The organism is Buttiauxella sp. WJP83 (assembly GCF_027594725.1).
Classification (GTDB): Bacteria; Pseudomonadota; Gammaproteobacteria; order Enterobacterales; family Enterobacteriaceae; genus Buttiauxella; species Buttiauxella selenatireducens.
Map to the genome: position 1 here is coordinate 1,795,758 of NZ_CP110080.1, position 19,664 is coordinate 1,815,421.

Here is a 19,664-nt window from a genome sequence, read left to right on the forward strand (position 1 = left end):
ACCAGGCATTCTTCATTGAATGCCTCATTGACGCCATCTCTCGCTAAACCCTCCCACCGGATATGCCTAAGTTAAATCCCAGACAAAAACTTCACTCCTACTTCTTTAAGAAAAACAAATAGCTACCTGTTCGAAAGCACAACATCAGGCAAAAGCAGAACCCTTCAGACATACTTAAACGACATTTTACAATTCATAACAATCTTACATCGTATTCTTTACACTTATGATATAATGATGATGGGAAGGGACTGCATCATCATTATAATTCGATTAATAACGAGTCTAACAATGCTGAGAAATTCACTGAAGTTTACCCATGGAGGGTACCCAGTATTTATTAAGTTAGCGGATTTCATTCTTATTAACTCGATTTTAATATTGAGTGCATTGCTATTATCAATGGAATCGACTAGCACTGTATTAATGTTCAGTTTTCTGTTCTCCACCGCATTCTTGCTGTTTGGCGAATATACTGAACTTTATCTCCATCGACCCAAAAACTGGAGTGTACGAGGTCAGTTGCGATTGATCTTATGCTCATTTCTTACGGTGGTTTTTGTAGAGATTGTCAGACTTTTAGCGGGTGGGTGGCAGTCAGTTGGGTATCTAAACACCCTGGAAAATGAGTTTATCCCTGTTACCTTATTCTGGTACGCAATACCTCTTTTTTTGCTCTATTTAGTCCATTTAATTTTCCTCAAATATTCAACGAAAAAGAACATTCGCGTCGCTATTGTTGGGGTGACATCTAACGGCCTGGCGGCAGAAACGGCCCTGCTCAAAGAATATTCCAATGTAAAACTCGATTTGGCGTTCTACGATGAACGCGATGCTTCGAGATTTAGCGATCTGATTGACCGAATCAACAGCCCCTTCAAAGGCTCAGTCAGCGGCTTGGTTGAAGAGGCGCAAGCAGGCAGAGTCGATGAAATCTATATCGCTTTACCGTTAGTTGCGCTGGAAAGGATTCGCCATTTCCTTGCTGTGATGTCCGACACCACGGTTGATACTTACATCGTGCCAGATTTTAACTCCTACAGCTCTCATATGTCTGAGTTGCGTTCGGTCCATAACTTACAAACCATCAGTATTCTGAGCTCACCTTTCGCCGGTTTTGGCTCCTTTATCAAGCGCGCCGAAGATTTGGTGCTGGGCAGTATTATCATGGTGTTGATTTCATCACTTTTGCTGGTGATTGGCATCGGGATAAAACTGACCTCTCGTGGGCCAGTATTTTTCAAGCAAGACCGTTATGGTTTGAGTGGGCAACGAATTAAGGTCTGGAAATTCCGAACGATGCGCGTGATGGAGAACTCAGACACCGTGGTGCAAGCGACGAAAGACGATCCGCGAGTCACGCGCTTTGGCGCATTTTTACGCCGTACGTCCCTGGATGAACTCCCGCAATTTATTAATGTGCTGCAAGGCAGCATGTCGATTGTTGGCCCAAGGCCACATGCCGTCACCCACAATGAGCAATATCGTAAACAAGTGGAAAACTACATGATTCGCCACAAAGTTAAGCCTGGGATCACAGGTTTAGCGCAAATTAACGGCTATCGTGGAGAAATTGATGCACTTTATAAAATGGAAAAGCGCGTACAGTACGATATTGAATACATCCAAAGCTGGTCGTTGTGGCTAGATATAAAAATTATTATAAAAACTATTTTCAAAGGATTTGTTGGGAAAAATGCATATTAAATATATTTTTGTAGCCGGAATCGTTATATCACAACCGGCCCTGGCAGACTTAACACCGAAATCTCATATCGGCTTTGCAGGTATTGATTTTCAAGGCAAAGTGGGTGCGAGTTACGGTTACGAAGATAATGTGACTTATCAGCCACATGATAGCGATGCTATTGGTTCAAACTTTTTGAGCGCCGCGCCAGTATTGACCATGGAAGGACAACGTGGCGCAGATAAATACCTGATAATGTATTCAGGTGATTATCGCAATTACACTAATGACTCGGCTGATAACTACAATGATCATTTCTTCCGTTTTAATGGTGAGTGGCGTTTTGGGTTAAAGCATGGGCTTGCCTTTAATATTGAAGATTCTATTGGGCATGAAGATCGTGGTCGTGGTGTGACAGAAGGCTTCGTACCTGAGCAATTTCAAGAGTTTGGGATTAACTCCCCCCTTAGTACCAACCTTTTGAACAGTGAGTTGCGTTACACTTACGGGGCCTATGAAGGACGCGGAAAAGCTGCACTCGCTGTGCATTATAAAAGACTTCGTTTTGGGAATACCCAGGAAGTGCAGAAAACGGACGATGACTTTTACACGTACATTCAGGAGCAGGAATGGTATGAAAATGGCCTGGTTGCCGAAATATTCGACCAATACTCCCCGAAAACACGTTTCCGTTATAGCTTTATTACTAACCAGCAGCATTATGATCATGCTACTGCAAAAGACAGTAACGAATATTATTTGATGTATGGAATCAAGTCCCAGGTTACGGGTAAGACCAATATCGATATGAACGTGGCCTGGTTGTATAAAACGTTTCAGAACAACCCAAACTCGCAGGATTTTAATGGACTAAACTGGGATATTCAGGGGGAGTGGAAACCACTCAACCAGGCTATTTTTACAGCACACACCTCGCAGCGTATTAAAGACCCTTCAGAAGTGGGGGGATATATTCTGGTTTCGCAATACGGTATTTCGTATCAACATTTTTGGTTCAATGACCGTTTCTCTACCTTGTTAGATTATTCCTACACTACGGAAGGCTATAAGAAACAAGATAAGGACAGAACGGATAAAGACAGTGTATTCACTTTCGCCATGAGTTACGACTTCAGACCTTCTGTTAATTTTGAATTGAAATATCAAATAGATACATTGCGCTCTACCAAAGAAACCGATTCGTTCTTTATCGGTGCTGACGACGACCGGGAAGTTCTGAGAACGCTGGGCTATGACAATTCGCTGATTATGTTTACAGCTAAGGTGCAGATTTAAAATGAAAATAATGAAACTCTGGGCATTTTTATTATTCACTGTGCTTTTGGCTGGATGTTCAGCCTCTCAGCCTCCACTCATGGATAATCCTGATGCTGAATCAACGGAATATCTTCTCGACTCAGGTGACACCGTCAGTATTGCTGTGTACGGAGAACCTGAGATGACGATGAAGTTTATTATCGATAAAAGTGGAACGATAAATTTCCCTTACATTGGGAAGGTCACCCTGAAAGGAAAAACACCCGATCAGGTGAGTGCCGATCTCACGGGGCGTCTGAGCCCGGATTATCTGCAAAATCCGATGGTCACCGTCAATATCGCTGAATTCCGTAAATTCTATGTTTCAGGTGAAGTGAAGGTTCCTAATGGTTTCGCCTGGGAACCTGAACTCACGGTAGAAAAATCTATTGCAATGGCGGGAGGTTTCACCGACAGGGCGGATCGCGAAGATATTAGTATCCGCCTCGCGGGGACCAACCAATTGCTTGAGAACGTGGACGTAAGACACTCCGTTCACCCCGGTGATATCGTTATAATTGGCATGGGCTTCTTCTAACTATGAAACTATCAATAGTAGAAAATGGCATGAAGCGAGAAAGCGCTATCGATTTCTCCCGGTTTGCCAAAGAAATTAAAAAGAACACCTGGAAAATCCTCCTCGCGGGTGTGATTGCGGGAGCGGTTGCCTGGCCATTAATCACCATGATGACATCTAAGTATGTCTCGACGGCGACCGTGCTTATTAAGGCACAGCCGGATAACGTTTCTCCATTCCCGCAAGTAGATGGTTATGACTCGACACGTAATGGGTATTACGAGACTCAGTATGCGTTGATGCAGTCGCGTATCGTGCTGGAACAAGCGGTGCGTAATTTGAAACTGGATGAAAATCCTGATTTCAATGGCGTCAAATCGGACAGCAAAATTGCGATTACCCCAGAGACTCAGCAGCTGCGTGTTGATAACGCACTGAAACATGTGTTGAAAAACCTCACTATCACCCCTGTTCGTACCACACATCTGGCCTCGATTTCCTACGAGTCATCATCTGCGGAACTTGCGTCTCAGATAGCCAATGGTGTCGCGCAGGCATTTATTGATTACAGCGCAGCACAAAAGCGTGGCAATACGCTTAAAGCACGTGAAATCAACCAGAAGCGGATGGACGAGCTTCAAAAGCAAATAGCCGATCAGAAAGTGGCGATAAATGACTATCTGAAAAATCAGGGGCTGCTGACTTTCCGCGGAGTGGATGGCTTTGAAACAGAACAGCTAGGCATCGTCACAAATCGCCTGGCCGATGCGACTCAGCGCAGAGTCGCGGCGCAATCGCTGTATAACGAAGTCCGTCTACGCCCGGGGCGATCACTCGAAAATCTCATCTCGCTGCCGGTGATTTCGGATCATGCTCAGATCCAGCATTTACGTCTTGCACTCATACAGGCGAGAGGTACGCTGTATGAGCTGCGCAAATCCTACGGCCCAAAACACATCAAGGTTCAGGAAGCTCAGGCGCACGTTCAGGCCATTCAGGATCAGACCAACAGTGTGCTGGGTGAACTGGAAACCGGTCTGCGTCAACAGTATGAGGCTGCTGCGGCTGACGAACAGAACTACTTGCATCAATTGGATGAGCAAAAAGCGCTCTTCCAGAACCAGGCCTCGAAACGTGACGGTTATAACGACTTAAAACTGGCGCTGGATAAAACGGAAGATTCGTACAAAACGTTGTATCAGCGCACCCAGGAACAGTCTCTCTCCGGAAGTGAGAGCGATTCAGATGCCGTACTGTATGACCCGGCTGTGCCTGCTGAGCGTCCCGTTAAGCCGAACAAATCTTTGTTGCTGATTATGGTGGTGCTGTTAGTTTTGGCCTTCAGTATTATGTACTTCATCGTTAAATCTGCGATGGACAGTTCCATTAATAACCTGAGCCAAATGAAGAAGCGCCTGAACCTCGAAGCGTTAGGTGAGATTCGTCGCTTTAATGGGCTGGGGAGTCGTGCGCAAATCCGCGATGTTATCGCCAATAATCCGATGAACGCCGATATTATTCACAGCATTCGAACCCGTATCATGCTTGATAATCGCCATCTACAGGCTGTGTCAGTGACCTCGGCGGATCATGGGGAAGGCCGGACGTTGCTGGCGAATCTGTTGGCAAATTCATTCAGTTTTGACCAGAAAACACTGCTTATCGATCTCGACTTCTCCAATAAAGACGGCTTATCCAGCGAATTGGCCAATCCGTCTGCGCATGGGGTTGCTGAGTTGCTGCGTGGCGAAGCGACGCTTGAGAATCTGTGCGTCAAAGTGAATGAAAATCTGGATTTCCTCGCCCGAGGCAATACCTCGATCTCATCACTATTGATGCTGTCGTCTGAAAATCTGGAACATCTGATGCGTGAATTGCGTAGCCAATATCAACGCATCATCATTGACGTTGCTGCGGTGAATCAGAGCCAGGATAGCCAGTTGATTAGCCGTGTCATTGACGGTCAGATTTTCATGCTCAAAGCCGGTGCGCCTGCGGAACATATCACCCAGGCGTTGGATAAACTCGAATCTAATCATTCGGTTGTTATTGGTGTCGTGATTAACCAAGTCGTTGATAAAAATCTTGAAACGAAAGAGGGATTACGCTCACTCAACCTTCAAACCAATGAATTGATGAACGGTACAGGCCGTCTATGAGTTTACTGAGAAGCGCGTCCACAATTGCTGGGTCATCAGTCATTTCACAGCTGATTGGTGCGCTGTCTATTTGGTTAATTTCGCACAAATATGACCTGGCAGAAGTGGGGCTGTACGCGCTTAACTACAGTATTGCGTTGATTGGCGCACAAGTTTGTACCTTTGCTTCACAGTTGTTAATTCCAAAGCAGAACGATGATGAACTGGCGCAAAACGTGGTGTTTTGCTTATTACAAAGTCTGATTATCGCGCTGCCTTATGCACTACTTACCGCGTGGCTGTTTAACCAAAATATCTTCTTCCTTTATCTACTCACACTGTCCAACACGTGGATTTTGATATCGGAGAACTTGTCATTACGCACGGCTAATTTTGGATTTTTGGTCTTCCAGCGTATTTCTGTGTCGGTGGTGGTGGTGGTTTCGGTGCTGCTGACCTCGCATATTCAGGCATTTTACTGGGCCTGGGCAGGCTTGATGATGGTACTCACCATTGGCTGTATTCTCCGGGCCTTTGATATTCGTACTGTGCAACTGGAACATTTGAGTCCCAAAAATAACCTGGCATTCTTTAATAAGCACGTTCATCACATTACAAAAGTGGGCAGTGCGGAAGTGCTGGCGATGGCGAACAGTAACTTGCCTATCATGTTGATTAATTTTTGGTTCTCAGCGCTAACGGCGGGTTACTTTTCGATTGTGAGTCGCTTCTGCCTGGCACCGGTGGTGATTGTCGGGAACGCGGTACGTAACACGATTTTCTCAAAATGGTCGATAGATTTCAGGCATAACACGTTTAACTTTGAAGAGTATAAAAAGGTCCGTTTGTTGCTTCTGGTGTTAGGCGTTGTGTGTACGCTAGGGGTGTTTCTTTTCTACCCTATCGTTATGCATCTTGGTTTCAGTGAGGATTGGATAAACTCGATCCCAACGTCACGCTATATGCTGCCTTATTTGTTCCCGGCCCTGGCGGTTTGCCCGTTGACCGTGATTGAGCTGATATTTGGCTCTCATCGTTATTTCCTGCGCATCCAGTTTGAACAATTAGCGATTGTACTGATCGCCTTTGTCATTGTGCCTTATTTTTATAACGACTATGCCACATCGATTATTCTGTTCTCTGTATTAACGTTCGTTCGTTATGCCTTTATTTATCTCAAGGTAAATAAACGCGCCAATCTTTTGAAAGACAGGCCGGTCGTATTATGAATCTCAATACTGGGAATTATTTACAGACATACTCTTTCCTGACCCTGATGATTTGCGGGTTAGTACAATATTTCACCGGCGTGCTGGCGGTGTTGTGGATCCCTTTCTTCCTGACGTTGCTGATGTTCGTGCTGCTGGTGATGCAAACCCGCTACGAAAAATTACAGCTGGATAAACAAGAAATTGTGGTGCTGACACTGTATCTCATTTTCCTGGTATTAGCGGGAGCGTCCACCCTTTTGCAAGAAGGGATAACCGATGCCATTGTCGGCTTTAAAAATGAGATAGCACTCTCGCTGGTGATGATCTGTCTGTTATTAGGATTCTGCCGTGAGTCGCAAATTTATCGCGTAACACGTTCTTTGTACTGGATGTTTTACGCACAATTCCCGGTGGTTCTTTATCAATTACTGTTTGTCCTACCCCAGCGTGTTGAGGTACGTGGCGAAGAAGATAAATGGGACTCCGTGGTAGGAACCTTTGGTGGAGACCCATTGGGAGGCGGGAATACCGCCGCGATGGGGCTGTTTTGTCTGCTGATTATGCTGTTAAAAGTCTCCGAATTTAAACACGGCTTAACCAGTTTCAAATCGATGGCCCTGCATGTCATTTTGGGTTTTGGTTTGTGTATTGTTGGTGAAGTGAAATTTGTCATTCTATTGTCACCCATACTGTTGGCGCTGCTTTGGGTCATGCCCAGCTTCGTCAAAGGGGTGAACAAAGTGAATATCAAAGCGCTGCTTTTTATCTTCGCGGGGATGGCATTATTAATTGCGCTGGCTATCGTCATCTTAGCGTCGGGTTATTCCACCGCCTTTGGTACTGACCCTGAGCAAAGTTCGCTGGCCGTCTTTATAGATTCGCTCAGTTATATTTTTGACCCAAACTATATTCTGCCTTCAGGGGAAGTCGGACGCTTTACTACGCTTGTCTTCTGGCTGAAGAATAACGATCTGTGGGGGCTTTCAGGAACGTTATTTGGTTACGGACTGAACGCGACAAACAGCGGAAGTATCGTTTCGCCAGGCTTCCTGAATATCACTTATAATTTGATTCTCGATTCAACGTCTTTGAGTATGTTGCTCTGGGAAGTGGGCGTGGTGGGAACGCTGTTATTTATCGGGTTAATTCTCTACATCCTGAAAATTGTGCAACCTAAAGCTCTGTTAACGCGCGAGCAATTAGACACGCAAGATCTGCAATTGCTCAGTTTTGCGCCTGCGTTCAGTGTTTTTGCTATCAGTTGCTTATTGAGTTTGCCCTACAGTCAGATACTCACGATCACGCCAATGATACAATTCTTGTTCTATCTGTCCCTGGGCTCAAGTCTGATTATTCGTCGGTCCGTTTATCGTTTTGCGGAGCAGTAATATGAGTCATAAACCCTTTATCTCCGTGAGTATTAAAACACTTAACGAAGCCGAATGTATTGAAAAAACCATTGATAGTATCCAGCAGCAGATTGCTGAATACCCGCATAAAATTATTGTTGCCGATAGTTTATCCACCGACAGCACTCAGCAATTGGCCAGCAATAAAGGTGTCACCGTGGTGTCCTTAACACAACCTGCGGACCGCTGTTGTGGTGTTGGGCACCAGCTTGGCTATTTGTACAGCGAAGGGGAATATCTGCTGTTGATGGATGGCGATATGGAGCTGGAAAAGGGATTTATCGATAGCGCCATTGCTTTTCTGGAGAGTCATCCTGAATATGCGGGCGTGGCGGGTACAGTGGAAATGGATGAAGCCACTAACTATGAATTTAAATCGCGGAAACAACGGCTGCATGAAATTTATCCCGTTGGGGATTGCGATCATTTAGGGGGCGGGGGTTTATATCGTCGCTCGGCAATAGAAAAAATTGGTTATCTGACCAATCTCAATCTTCACGCGTATGAAGAGGCTGAACTTGGGATGCGCCTGGTGGACGCCGGTTATAAATTACACCGCCTGAACGTACCTTATTTCAGCCACACTTCGCACGATATGCCCACACTCAAATTGCTTATGTACCGCTGGCGCAGTGGATATAACCAGGCACCCGGCGAGTTATTACGCAGTGCGTGGGGTAAGCCTTATCTGCGAAATGCGATAAAAATGGTCAAAAATGAGGTGATTTTTGCGACTTATTTATTGCTATTACTGGTTGCGATTTTGACTTTCAATATCGATATTATTGCGCTGGCTTTGCTGCCACTGGTGGCATTTATTATCCTGAAAACGATTAAAAATCGGTCATTACTCAATGGCTTGCAAAGTGTACTTAATTTGGCCGTACTTTCTGTCGGATTACTCAAGGGACTGACTCATTCGATGCGAGATCCAATGACTCCACCCGACAGCAAAGTCATTAAAGAATAGGTTGCTATGATGAAAATTTTACTGGTGAATAAGTTTTTCTACATCAAAGGTGGTGCAGAAACAGTTTACTTCCAGGAACGCGAAATGCTGAAACAGGCTGGCGTCGACGTTATTGATTTCTCAATGCAACACGAAAAAAACTTCCCTTCAGACTATGCGGACTATTTTGTCAGTAATGTCGATTATCATAAAGGCAGTAATCTGCTCGGCGGAATTAAGACGGCGGTAAACTTTATACACAACGCTGAAGCCTGCAAAAAAATGAAGGCACTGCTTGAGAAAGAACGCCCGGATATTGTTCACTTTCATAATATTTACCATCAGCTAACCCCATCGATAATAAAAATTGCCCGGGATTTTGGCTGTAAAACAGTGTTAACCGCCCACGATTATAAGATTGCCTGTCCTTCCTACGCGATGTTGCGTGATGGCAAGGTTTGCGATGCCTGTATCACGGGGTCAGTCTACAACGCGTTTAAATATCGCTGTTACGAAGGATCAGCGTCTAAAAGTTTGTTGCTCTCTTTGGAAGCCACCTGGCAATATATCGCGAAGAATTATCAGGCTCTGGACGTCATTATTTCACCGAGTGAATTTTTGCGCGGAATCATAAGACATACGCTGCCCAATTCACGTATTGACGTGATTGTGAATGGTATTGATGACAGCCAGCCGTTCCAGGACATTGAAGACCAGGGTTATATACTCTATGTCGGACGAATTAGCCCTGAAAAAGGGATACAAACGTTAGCGCAAGCACATCAGCTTATGCGCAATAAAATTCCGCTGAAAATTGTGGGTAATGGTCCAATTTATAATGACCTGGTGACGCAATTTCCGCAGGCAGAATTCCTCGGTTATGTACAACAAGGCGAGGGATTAGATGCATTAATTAAGCACGCACGCGTGATTGTCGTGCCTTCAGAATGTAATGAAAATTGCTCGATGTCAGTGTTAGAAGCCATGTCATTTGCGCGGCCAATAGTGGGTTCGCGTATTGGTGGGATCCCTGAACAAATACGTGATGGCGTTGATGGCGCTTTATTTGAACCCGGAAATGCCCAGGCGCTGGCCACGATACTCGATGACCTGGCCGAAAATCCGGAGAAAGCGCACCACATGGGATTGAATGCTCACCAGCGGCTCTGCGATAAATACGCGATGCGAAATCATATGAAAGCATTGCTCGATTTGTATCAAGAATTGTTGAGCAAACCCTGATATGACTAAAAAAATTACTGTTATCGGCACGCGTGGCATACCCGATGTATTAGGCGGAGTGGAAACACATTGCCAAAATCTTTATCCAGCCATCAAACAACAGTTTGATGTGGATATTTGTGTCATCGCGCGTGCACCTTATGTTGGTTACAGTAAGTCACAGTATAAAAATGTTGAAACCGTGGCGCTGTGGGCGCCCAAAAAACGTTCGCTGGAAGCCATTGCTCACTCTGTTTTAGCGGCGTTTAAGACCTGTTTTGACCAATCAAGTATTGTTCATGTCCATGCGATCGGGCCGGGTCTGGTTGTGCCGCTGCTCCGAATGCTTGGCAAGAAAGTGGTGTTTACGCACCACGGCCCGGATTACGAACGCCAGAAATGGGGTGGGATTGCAAAGAAGGCGCTTTTGCTGGGCGAAAAATTTGCTGTCAATTATGCCAATGAAGTCATCGTTATTTCTGACGTCATTAATCAGTTGATTCAGAAGAAACATGGCCGCATGGATGCCCATCTAATCCATAACGGTGTGAATATTCCGCCAACGTTTACCCCTGAAATGATTCATAAAACACTCGATCGTTATGCTCTGAAGCCTAAGAATTATCTTGTTGCGGTGGGGCGTTTTGTGGAAGAAAAGGGGTTTCATGATTTAATTGCCGCCTACCAGCAATCCGGAATATCCGAACCGTTGGTTTTGATTGGTGATGCGGACCATCCTTCCGACTACAGCATAAGTCTGAAGGAATTAGCCATAAAAACGCCGAATGTCATTTTGACTGGCTTTTTAAAAGGTGACGCACTGAAGGTGGTATTTTCTCAGGCAAAGCTATTTATCATGCCGTCTTATCACGAAGGATTGCCGATAGCGCTGCTGGAGGCGATGTCGTATTCGCTACCGGCGGTAGTGAGTGATATCCCGGCAAATCTTGAAGTCGGGCTGCCCGCTGACGCTTATTTCAAAGTCGGAAATGTGGTTGATTTAGCTGAGAAAATTCAGGAAAGAGGTGTGCTAAATACCGCCGATTACAGTCAATTTCTGCAAACCTATGACTGGAGTGAGATTGCCAGGAAAACTGTAGGTGTCTACCATTTAATAGATAAATCAATAGGTTAAAATTGACGAATTCAACCCGACGCCCCATCGTCATTGACAGATTCTACGAAGTGCTTGATGAAGAAACTCAGGCACAGCTGACTCCCGAACAAAAGCAGGAGATAGAGGGCGCGCTCGTTTCGATCACTCTTTCAACACACCACCGGATCGATATTCGTAAGAGCTTTCCCTTCTTTGGGACGCGTTACTATATGGTCTTTTTACTGGGACGAGACTTACGTAAAAGGCTGCGTAAAGAATCGACTCTGGTGCGAATTGTTGTGACATTGCTGATTCTTGGCGGCTCTATTTTTGCCGTTTTGTGCCTGTTACTGACGCTATATATGATCAAATCCGCAGTGGGAATCGATCTGATTCGGAATTTCCATGTGGGGATTTGGGACTGGTGGCTCAGCTTGCGTAACAACTAGTTCTGGGCGAGCTAACGCCCCTAACACCAATCGGAAATACTATGAATATAAAAACGTTAATTTCATTGATGTGCATGGTTTTTCCGGGGGCGGTCATGGCCGTACCGATGACAGTCGTCACGCCAAAAGCACTTTCCGGCCCCATAACGAATCCGGGAATGGGAATCGCCAGCTTTCATCAGGGATATGGTGATCAACTAACGCGGGCGCAATATCCCGATACCGGAATTGAATACGAGCGTTTTTACTGGTCAGAAGTTGAGCCAGTTGAGGGGCAGTACAACTTTGCTCTTGTTGATGATGCTTTTAAGTTTGCAGCGAAGCATCAACCGGCGATGAATGTTGGACTGCGATTTATGGTGATGGATGGCCCGGAAAGCGGGAGCAAAATCCCTGACTGGCTGATTAAAAAAGGGGTGAAAGGCGTCTGGACATCGGACAAAAAAACCTTCGCACCGGACTTAGATGACCCCATTTTTCTTGAATATAGCCAGCGTCTGCTGAACGCCTTTGGGAAGCGGTACGATGGTAATGAAAACCTGGCCTACGTCGATATTGGCATGGTGGGTTCCTGGGGTGAATGGCATAACAGCAATTTCCCTTCAATGACTCCGCTGGAAAAGCGCTACACACCTGCTCAACTAGAAAAGTACGTCACCATGCACTTTACTGCGTTCCCTAAAACGCCAAAAATCATGCTGATTGCCGGTGGCGATAACCTCGTGAGCGCTACGAAGCGTGGTGCTGGCTGGCGTGCGGACTGTCTGGGCGACTGGCGTAACTTTTCGACAACCTGGAACCTGATGGAAGATGATTATCCGCAGCGCATAGAGGCGGCACAGGCGGCCTGGTCCGGTTTTAATGATGCGTGGAAACGCGCGCCGATTAGTTTTGAGATCTGCGGCCATATGGCCGAGTGGAAAACCATCCAGCATTATTCCCTCGACGAAGTGCAACGGACCTTTGACTGGGCATTAGAACAGCACGCCAGTACGATTAATTTGAAGTCCACTGAGGTGCCGGTTATGTATCGCGGCATCGTCGATAAGGCGCTGACAAAACTGGGATATCGTTTTCGTCTAGCCTCGTTAAGCCATGATGCGGTCGTAGCAAAAGGCGGATCTCTGACGCTAAATAGCCTGTGGAAAAATGAGGGGGTCGCGCCGATTTACCTGAAATATGATGTGTCGTATCGCCTGGTGAATGATGCGAACAAGGTTATCGCCCAGGGGAGAACCTCTGATGATATTCGCAGCTGGTTACCTGGCGAGCGCACCACGAGTTATCGTCTGACACTGCCTGCGAATTTAGCGAATGGGCAATATTTTGTTGAAGTGGCGATGCTGGATAAACAAGGAAAAGCGCGAATTAATCTGGCGAATGAAGGCAAACAAAGTGACGGTTGGTATCGGGTGTCGAAGGTTCGCACTAATAATTAACGGAGAATGAGCCTGAAGCTGAAATTCAGGCTCATTATCGTGACAGGAATTTAAGAAACAGAATTAAGAGTTAAAACCGTTCGGGTTATTTTTCTGCCAGTTCCAGGTATCACGCATCATTTCGTCAAGAGAGCGGGTCGCTTGCCATCCCAGTTTCTGTTTGGCTAAGGATGAATCCGACCAGCATTCCGCGACATCACCCGGTCTTCTGTCGACTATTTTGTAGTTAATTTGGGTTTGTGCGGCTTTTTCAAAAGCCTTTATCAGGTCAATCACGGAATAACCGACACCGGTCCCCAGGTTGATGGCTTTGAAGGCCGATCCCTCAGCTTTATGATCCAATGCCGCCAGATGCCCGCTTGCCAGATCCAGCACATGAATATAGTCACGGACGCCGGTTCCATCGGGTGTTGGATAATCGTTGCCGTAAACCGAGAGGCATTCGAGCTTTCCAATAGCGACCTGAGAAATATAAGGCACCAGGTTATTAGGAATACCGTTGGGATCTTCACCGATCCGGCCTGACGGATGCGCGCCAACCGGGTTGAAATAGCGTAAACAGGTAATGCGGAATTCAGGTTGTGCGTGCGAAAAATCACGCAAAATTTGTTCAACCATTAATTTCGACGTCCCGTATGGGTTAGTGGTCCCCCCGGTTTGACACTCTTCGCTTAGCGGGACTTTTTCTGGATTGCCATATACCGTCGCAGATGAGCTGAAGATCAAGCTATCGACGCCTGCAAGCAACATTTCATTGAGCAAAACCAGCGTCCCAACGACGTTGTTTTCATAATATTCCAGAGGCTTTCTAACCGACTCACCGACAGATTTTAAGCCAGCGAAGTGAATAACATCGGATATCTCGTGATTTGAGAAGATCTCTTTTAGCGCATGTTTGTCTAAAATATCGGCAACATATAATGTCGGTACTTTTCCGGTTAATTCTGCAACCCTGTCCAAAGAGGCTTTAGACGAGTTAGAAAGGTTGTCGATGACGACGACATCATCACCTCTCTCCAGTAATGCCAGAACGGTATGTGAGCCAATATAGCCAGCACCACCAGTTACAAGAATTGCCATAGTATCTCCAGAATAATATTGCAAAATGAGCGAATCGAGCTTATGTCTTACTCATGCTCAGTCAAGTTAACCAAGAGTATCAGCAAACACCCGGGCATTCATCTGCTGTTTCAGGCAAAATACTGTTTCCGGTATTTGACAAGGCACTTAAAGATTATCTTTTTTAATGGAGAGAAAAAGCTGAATATCCAATTTTTAGTATCATAGACAATATATGTGTCAGAAAAATTAAAAGTATGAATGCCTGAGCTTTTGTTAATGGTAGGGGAAATATTCGCCACCAGTCGTTCTTCGAAAGTCGTTGGGGTTAAGTTGATTAACTCTTTGATATAAATTGATTTCCCATATGACCCGGGTAAGCATTCCTGAGTAAGAATATAATTTTTATTATTGTTTGAATAAGGCGTTCCGGCACCGCGATGGTGGTAGTTACATAATGTTAACGACGGTTCGATTTTTTTCCAGTCACCTAACAAATCATTTGCCGTGTGAATTACCATTTCATTATCCAGCGTGGTGGATATGAGATAGCTTACGCCATCCAAAGTAAAGAAGACATTATCTGTATATTCGACATCGGAAAGTAACACTTTGACTTTTTCCCAACGCGCCGGGAAATCAGTAGATTGAAAGAGAATAACTTCTTTTCTTTCTGATGATTCCGGGATCATAAATAGTTTGTCATCATGAGAAAAAATAAAAGGAAATGACAGGTGACATTTCAAATCATCAAAACCCTGTAGTTTGATATCTTCTATTTCTTTCATCTCGCTATTCAGAACCCGGCACTTTAGTACGCCTCTCGAGTTAAGGAAACTAAATGCTTCATAGAAGATAAACAGTTTATCTTCTTTTTCGATAATAAAAGGATCGGCCTGAAACGTGTATTTTTTATTAAGAAGTTGTGCTTTGGAATGACTGAGAATATCCAGCGTATTATCAGGGAATGAATGCATGCAGTTTTTAATGACCATGATGTCCCAGGACTCATGGAAGAATAGCTTTTTAATTAATCTATTGTTTTTGTTTAACATTTTTTCATCTTGTCCATGTCAGTTATCACCAGATACAGGAAGAAAATGTTGCTTATTATTGTATGAGTAGAAGCTATGTTCGGCGTTCGGAATACTGCTGTTGTGGAGTATAGACGTTCGGGCAACATTCGCCTTTCTGAAGAGAAAAATCTGGGGGATTTTGCAGGGTAGAGCGATGAACACATTTTGAAAATGAGAACCGGTAAGCATAAAGCATGCTTACCGATTAGAAATGATTAAGCTTGTGTATCCAGGGTAGAAAGTTCTTTATCTACGAAATACAAACCTTCACCGCTTTTACCGACCAGACTTAATTTATCCAGTACAGATTTAAACAGTTTTTCTTCTTCGTGCTGCTCAGAAACATACCACTGCAGGAAGTTAAAGGTCGGATAATCCTGAGAGCTCATCGCTGCATGAGCCAGTTCATTGATCTTACGAGTAATTAACTGTTCGTGCTCGTAGGTTGCGCTAAACAGGCTATCCAGAGAAGTATAATCATGGTCGGGTGCTGGAATAGCATTGATACGAGGCAAGCTTCCGGTATCCGTTAAATAAGCAAACAGGCGCTGCATGTGCTCCATCTCTTCCTGAGCATGGCGACGCAGGAAAGCGGCAGCCCCTTCAAAGCTATGGTAGCTGCACCATGCACTCATTTGTTGATAAAGCAGGGAAGAGTAAAGCTCAAGATTCATTTGTTCGTTAAGTTTTTCGATCATTTCAGCTTTAAGCATGAGGCGCTCCATGAGAATTAGGACTTTAACAATGGCGCTACTTTAATTTTATTATTTCTATAATGCAAAGGAATTGTTAATAATATTATTGTAATGAGAATGGTTGCTAATATTATTCTTTTTTAAAAGCTATTACAGGCCAACAAGAATGATTATTATTTAATTAACGGGATGAGAAATAATTTATTGCTCATCCCATTAGTAAACCCACTCCGGTTATTGAACGGCTATTTCATCTCTCAGATATTTCTCCATTCCGTTGCCCCGACACTGGTACTCAAGGGTCACAGTTTGGTTCAGGCACAACGCGCCGCTGGTCAGAGAGCAGGTTCTGATTGGCTCTCCATAGGGGAATGCGGAGACATAACCCCATTGTTGGCATTGATGGCTGGCTGCTGACTGTGCAACGTAGGTATCAATTTTCGCTCTTTGTAATGGGGCAATATCAAAACCCAGACGAACAACCCCTGCAACTTCGCTTCCTTTGACGGGCTGTGGGGTTTTATTCATGGTGCAGCCGCTTAATAACGCAGCCACTAAAAGCAAATAAACAGATTTCATATGCTGAGACTCAAATGATATTTCTTACAATTTTAGCATGCAGCCAAACGGAATATGACCAACAGCACAAAGCTGCATAATTTCCCTTACGTTAACGAATAGAGCGGCTCTTAAGTGGAATTTAAGGTAATAATCGGCTGGAAATTTACGGCTGTAACCGTATCGGTATAAACCGGAGGGTTTTCATCGGGAAAACGCAGAAGTGTGACCCCATCTTAATTTTTTAAAACTAAATTTCATTAAATTTGAAAGTATGTTTGCTAGATAGTATCGTTACTGCATACCTAAGCTTTTCAACGCGGGAAACCCCGTGACCCAATCAGGAGACGGAAATGAAAATAGCACTGATGATGGAAAACAGTCAGGCTGGCAAAAACGCAATCATTCTTAATGAGTTGCAAGCGGTTGCTGCTGAGAAAGAGTACCCGGTTTACAACGTCGGTATGAGCGATGAGCAGGATCACCACCTGACCTACATCCACCTCGGTATTATGGCGAGCATTCTGTTGAATTCTAAAGCCGTTGATTTCGTTGTGACCGGTTGTGGCACAGGCCAGGGCGCAATGATGTCCCTGAACATCCACCCGGGTGTGGTTTGCGGATACTGCCTGGATCCTGCTGATGCTTTCCTGTTCTCCCAAATCAACAACGGAAACGCACTGTCACTGGCATTCGCTAAAGGCTTCGGCTGGGGTGCAGAGCTGAACGTACGTTATATGTTTGAAAAAGCATTCACTGGCCGTAAAGGCGAAGGCTACCCAATCGAGCGTAAAGAGCCACAGGTTCGTAACGCGGGTATCCTGAATCAGGTTAAAGCTGCGGTAGTGAAAGAAAACTATCTGGACACCCTGCGTTCTATCGATCCTGAACTGGTGAAAACAGCAGTGACGGGCGAACGTTTCCAGAAGTGTTTCTTCGAAAACTGCCAGAACAAAGAGATTGAAGCGTTCGTTCGCGAAATTCTTGCCTGATAGTATTTAATCGCTAATAAAGATGGTCAGCTTTTGCTGGCCATTTTTTTTGCGTCAACACCACTTAATCCACGGTGTGCTGCGTCTGACGTGCGGCTTCAAGATGCTGCGCATCCCAGTGTTGATGGTTGATATTCGCTTGCGGCGCTTCCGGCCATCGTTGTTGTATACCGCCGTGCAGGCTCGGTTTATGTAGCGTAGGGAAGTTTAATGAGGGTGAATGTTCGGCGGGTTCTGCGGTCTTTGCCTGATAACTGATTAGCGCCAGAACCAGCATTACTCTAACCGTTCTCTGTTTCATAACGACCTCAACGACACGCGATCTGTTGCGTTAAGTATAATTGAGGTCTGAAATGCACTATGGCTTTTTGGACACGCTGCTCCCGGCGTTTTGTGGCAGTCGCAGTAAATCAACCAGCCCCAGCAGGCAAATCAGTGTAATCATCACAAACGATATTTTGATCGACATCCCAGGAATTGACGCGACATCGAGCCACTGGCTTATTTTCTCGCCAAGGCGGATCCCTATCGCGCCAAGCGTAATACCTAACCCAACAGACAGCTGCGTCGCAGTGCTAAAAAGCGTATTGGCGTAGCTCATTTGTGACGATGGCACATCGGAAAAGGAGAGGGTGCTGATGCCGGTAAATTGCATCGAGCGGAACATCCCGCCAAAAAACAGAATGGCAACCGTCAACCAGACCACGGTATGCGGAGTGAGAAAGGCGCAGGCTAACAGAGACGCGACATTGAGCAGCCCATTAATGATTAATAGTTTTTTGAAGCCTAACGCTCGAATTAACGACGTGGTGGCAGGTTTCATGGCAAGGTTTCCGGCAAACACCGCCAACACCAGCATGCCAGAATGAAACGCATCCATACCGAAACCCACCTGGAACAGCAGCGGCAATAAAAAGGGTACCGCACTGATGGAGGTGCGGAAAAGCGACCCTCCGTACATCGTCACGCCGAAGGTTTGCACCTTTAAAGCCTCAAGACGAATCATCGGATGTTGGGCATGCTTAAAATGCCAGAGTGAAAACCATAACGATGCGGCGCCCAATAGCAGCAGCCCCAATGTTGGCAGGAGATTGACCTGAGCTTGCCCCAGCATTTCCAGACCGTAAACCAGGCTAATCATCGCCACGGCGGTACCGGTAAATCCGATACCATCAAACGGGCGGCGATCGTCATCATGAATATCAGGAATCAAGCGCCACGCCAGCGCCATGGCAATCAATCCAAGCGGCAGATTGATATAAAAAATCCAACGCCACGACGCATAACTGGTGATGAATCCGCCCAGCGGAGGGCCAATTATCGGCGCAACCAGCGCAGGCCAGGTCAGCGTGGCGATAGCGGTAATCAGTAAATGTTTGGGCGTAGTTCGTAACACCGCCAGTCGCCCGACGGGCACCATCAGCGCACCACCAACTCCTTGCAAGATGCGCATCGCGACAAACTGCTCAAGCGTGTTGGCAATCCCGCACAGCACGGAGGCACAGGTAAAGATCCCGAGTGCGAGGGTAAAGACTTTGCGTGCGCCAAAACGGTCGGCAATCCAACCGCTTGCCGGGATCAACACGGCCAGAGTCAGCAAATAAGCACTCATGCCAATATTCAGATCAACGGCATCGACGCCAAATGTTTTTGCCATTTCCGGCAGAGCGGTGGCGATCACCGTCCCATCGAGAAATTCCATAAAAAATGCGCCAGCCACCAACAACGCCATGCCAGAAATGCCACGTTTTGGTGACTGAGAAGGGGAGTTTTCCATGAATGAAACTCAAAATTAAAATAATGTTTTAAAAATTAATTGAGCCAATTAACCAGTTAAGTATTGGATTTGCA

18 protein-coding genes are annotated in these 19,664 nt (G+C 45.5%); 12 read left to right on the plus strand and 6 right to left on the minus strand.

Annotation, left to right across the window (positions count from 1 at the left end; translation table 11 throughout):
- Positions 1-291: 291 nt before the first annotated feature.
- Genes OH773_RS08340 through OH773_RS08390 form a run of 11 tightly spaced genes read left to right on the plus strand, consistent with a single transcriptional unit; the run spans position 292 to position 13,433 of the window.
- Positions 292-1,707 (plus strand): undecaprenyl-phosphate glucose phosphotransferase, encoded by a 1,416-nt coding sequence (locus OH773_RS08340; protein ID WP_270144749.1) that lies wholly within the window; start codon positions 292-294, stop codon positions 1,705-1,707.
- Positions 1,697-2,983, plus strand: a complete 1,287-nt coding sequence (locus tag OH773_RS08345) for an outer membrane beta-barrel protein (RefSeq protein WP_270144751.1) — start codon at positions 1,697-1,699, stop codon at positions 2,981-2,983. Before OH773_RS08340 ends, OH773_RS08345 begins: the two co-directional genes overlap by 11 nt.
- 1 nt (position 2,984) lies before the next feature.
- Positions 2,985-3,542 carry a polysaccharide biosynthesis/export family protein gene (locus OH773_RS08350; RefSeq protein ID WP_270144753.1) on the plus strand — a complete coding sequence of 186 codons (558 nt, stop codon included), beginning with the start codon at positions 2,985-2,987 and terminating at the stop codon, positions 3,540-3,542.
- Between the two features lie 2 nt (positions 3,543-3,544).
- On the plus strand, positions 3,545-5,680 hold the full coding sequence (locus tag OH773_RS08355; RefSeq protein WP_270144755.1) for a GumC family protein: 2,136 nt from the start codon (positions 3,545-3,547) through the stop codon (positions 5,678-5,680).
- Complete coding sequence (locus tag OH773_RS08360) at positions 5,677-6,888, plus strand: lipopolysaccharide biosynthesis protein (RefSeq protein WP_270144763.1); 1,212 nt, start codon at positions 5,677-5,679, stop codon at positions 6,886-6,888. Before OH773_RS08355 ends, OH773_RS08360 begins: the two co-directional genes overlap by 4 nt.
- Positions 6,885-8,258, plus strand: a complete 1,374-nt coding sequence (locus tag OH773_RS08365) for a capsular biosynthesis protein (protein WP_270144765.1) — start codon at positions 6,885-6,887, stop codon at positions 8,256-8,258. Before OH773_RS08360 ends, OH773_RS08365 begins: the two co-directional genes overlap by 4 nt.
- A 1-nt stretch (position 8,259) precedes the next feature.
- Positions 8,260-9,249, plus strand: a complete 990-nt coding sequence (locus tag OH773_RS08370) for a glycosyltransferase (RefSeq protein WP_270144767.1) — start codon at positions 8,260-8,262, stop codon at positions 9,247-9,249.
- 9 nt (positions 9,250-9,258) lie between these two features.
- The gene (locus tag OH773_RS08375) at positions 9,259-10,470 is read left to right on the plus strand and encodes a glycosyltransferase family 4 protein (RefSeq protein ID WP_270145755.1); all 1,212 of its coding nucleotides are present in this window, start codon (positions 9,259-9,261) and stop codon (positions 10,468-10,470) included.
- Between the two features lies 1 nt (position 10,471).
- Positions 10,472-11,584 (plus strand): glycosyltransferase family 4 protein, encoded by a 1,113-nt coding sequence (locus OH773_RS08380; RefSeq protein ID WP_270144769.1) that lies wholly within the window; start codon positions 10,472-10,474, stop codon positions 11,582-11,584.
- Between the two features lie 2 nt (positions 11,585-11,586).
- The gene (locus OH773_RS08385; RefSeq protein WP_270144770.1) at positions 11,587-11,994 is read left to right on the plus strand and encodes a hypothetical protein; all 408 of its coding nucleotides are present in this window, start codon (positions 11,587-11,589) and stop codon (positions 11,992-11,994) included.
- 41 nt (positions 11,995-12,035) lie between these two features.
- Positions 12,036-13,433: a DUF4832 domain-containing protein gene (locus OH773_RS08390; RefSeq protein ID WP_270144772.1), complete on the plus strand. Its 1,398-nt coding sequence runs from the start codon at positions 12,036-12,038 to the stop codon at positions 13,431-13,433.
- A 63-nt stretch (positions 13,434-13,496) separates the two neighbouring features.
- Here the strand turns inward: OH773_RS08390 and galE are convergent, their stop codons facing one another.
- From galE to yecR, 4 genes are all read right to left on the minus strand, one after another.
- On the minus strand, positions 13,497-14,513 hold the full coding sequence (gene galE, locus OH773_RS08395) for a UDP-glucose 4-epimerase GalE (RefSeq protein WP_270144774.1): 1,017 nt from the start codon (positions 14,511-14,513) through the stop codon (positions 13,497-13,499).
- A 110-nt stretch (positions 14,514-14,623) separates the two neighbouring features.
- Positions 14,624-15,547: a glucosamine inositolphosphorylceramide transferase family protein gene (locus OH773_RS08400; RefSeq protein ID WP_442865659.1), complete on the minus strand. Its 924-nt coding sequence runs from the start codon at positions 15,545-15,547 to the stop codon at positions 14,624-14,626.
- A 236-nt stretch (positions 15,548-15,783) separates the two neighbouring features.
- Complete coding sequence (gene ftnA / locus OH773_RS08405) at positions 15,784-16,281, minus strand: non-heme ferritin (RefSeq protein WP_270144778.1); 498 nt, start codon at positions 16,279-16,281, stop codon at positions 15,784-15,786.
- 216 nt (positions 16,282-16,497) lie between these two features.
- A complete protein-coding gene (yecR, locus tag OH773_RS08410; RefSeq protein WP_270144780.1) occupies positions 16,498-16,791 on the minus strand; it encodes a YecR family lipoprotein in 294 nt (97 codons plus the stop codon).
- A 383-nt stretch (positions 16,792-17,174) separates the two neighbouring features.
- On the opposite strand from yecR, the gene OH773_RS08415 reads away from it, so the two are divergent.
- Entirely contained in the window at positions 17,175-17,813 is a 639-nt protein-coding gene (locus tag OH773_RS08415) for an RpiB/LacA/LacB family sugar-phosphate isomerase (protein WP_183269642.1), read from the plus strand.
- 64 nt (positions 17,814-17,877) lie between these two features.
- Here OH773_RS08415 and OH773_RS08420 read toward each other — a convergent pair whose 3' ends face one another.
- Positions 17,878-18,114: a hypothetical protein gene (locus tag OH773_RS08420; RefSeq protein ID WP_270144783.1), complete on the minus strand. Its 237-nt coding sequence runs from the start codon at positions 18,112-18,114 to the stop codon at positions 17,878-17,880.
- A 57-nt stretch (positions 18,115-18,171) separates the two neighbouring features.
- On the minus strand, positions 18,172-19,590 hold the full coding sequence (locus tag OH773_RS08425) for an MFS transporter (RefSeq protein ID WP_270144784.1): 1,419 nt from the start codon (positions 19,588-19,590) through the stop codon (positions 18,172-18,174).
- Positions 19,591-19,664: the final 74 nt, after the last annotated feature.

Excerpts from the sequence above, each read along its gene's own strand:
- OH773_RS08340 (WP_270144749.1), top strand. The coding sequence starts at position 292 with ATGCTGAGAAATTCACTGAAGTTTACCCATGGAGGGTACCCAGTATTT.
- OH773_RS08345 (WP_270144751.1), top strand. The coding sequence starts at position 1,697 with ATGCATATTAAATATATTTTTGTAGCCGGAATCGTTATATCACAACCG.
- OH773_RS08350 (WP_270144753.1), top strand. The coding sequence starts at position 2,985 with ATGAAAATAATGAAACTCTGGGCATTTTTATTATTCACTGTGCTTTTG.
- OH773_RS08355 (WP_270144755.1), top strand. The coding sequence starts at position 3,545 with ATGAAACTATCAATAGTAGAAAATGGCATGAAGCGAGAAAGCGCTATC.
- OH773_RS08360 (WP_270144763.1), top strand. The coding sequence starts at position 5,677 with ATGAGTTTACTGAGAAGCGCGTCCACAATTGCTGGGTCATCAGTCATT.
- OH773_RS08365 (WP_270144765.1), top strand. The coding sequence starts at position 6,885 with ATGAATCTCAATACTGGGAATTATTTACAGACATACTCTTTCCTGACC.
- OH773_RS08370 (WP_270144767.1), top strand. The coding sequence starts at position 8,260 with ATGAGTCATAAACCCTTTATCTCCGTGAGTATTAAAACACTTAACGAA.
- OH773_RS08375 (WP_270145755.1), top strand. The coding sequence starts at position 9,259 with ATGAAAATTTTACTGGTGAATAAGTTTTTCTACATCAAAGGTGGTGCA.
- OH773_RS08380 (WP_270144769.1), top strand. The coding sequence starts at position 10,472 with ATGACTAAAAAAATTACTGTTATCGGCACGCGTGGCATACCCGATGTA.
- OH773_RS08390 (WP_270144772.1), top strand. The coding sequence starts at position 12,036 with ATGAATATAAAAACGTTAATTTCATTGATGTGCATGGTTTTTCCGGGG.
- galE (WP_270144774.1), bottom strand. The coding sequence starts at position 14,513 with ATGGCAATTCTTGTAACTGGTGGTGCTGGCTATATTGGCTCACATACC.
- OH773_RS08400 (WP_442865659.1), bottom strand. The coding sequence starts at position 15,547 with ATGTTAAACAAAAACAATAGATTAATTAAAAAGCTATTCTTCCATGAG.
- ftnA (WP_270144778.1), bottom strand. The coding sequence starts at position 16,281 with ATGCTTAAAGCTGAAATGATCGAAAAACTTAACGAACAAATGAATCTT.
- yecR (WP_270144780.1), bottom strand. The coding sequence starts at position 16,791 with ATGAATAAAACCCCACAGCCCGTCAAAGGAAGCGAAGTTGCAGGGGTT.
- OH773_RS08415 (WP_183269642.1), top strand. The coding sequence starts at position 17,175 with ATGAAAATAGCACTGATGATGGAAAACAGTCAGGCTGGCAAAAACGCA.
- OH773_RS08420 (WP_270144783.1), bottom strand. The coding sequence starts at position 18,114 with ATGAAACAGAGAACGGTTAGAGTAATGCTGGTTCTGGCGCTAATCAGT.
- OH773_RS08425 (WP_270144784.1), bottom strand. The coding sequence starts at position 19,590 with ATGGAAAACTCCCCTTCTCAGTCACCAAAACGTGGCATTTCTGGCATG.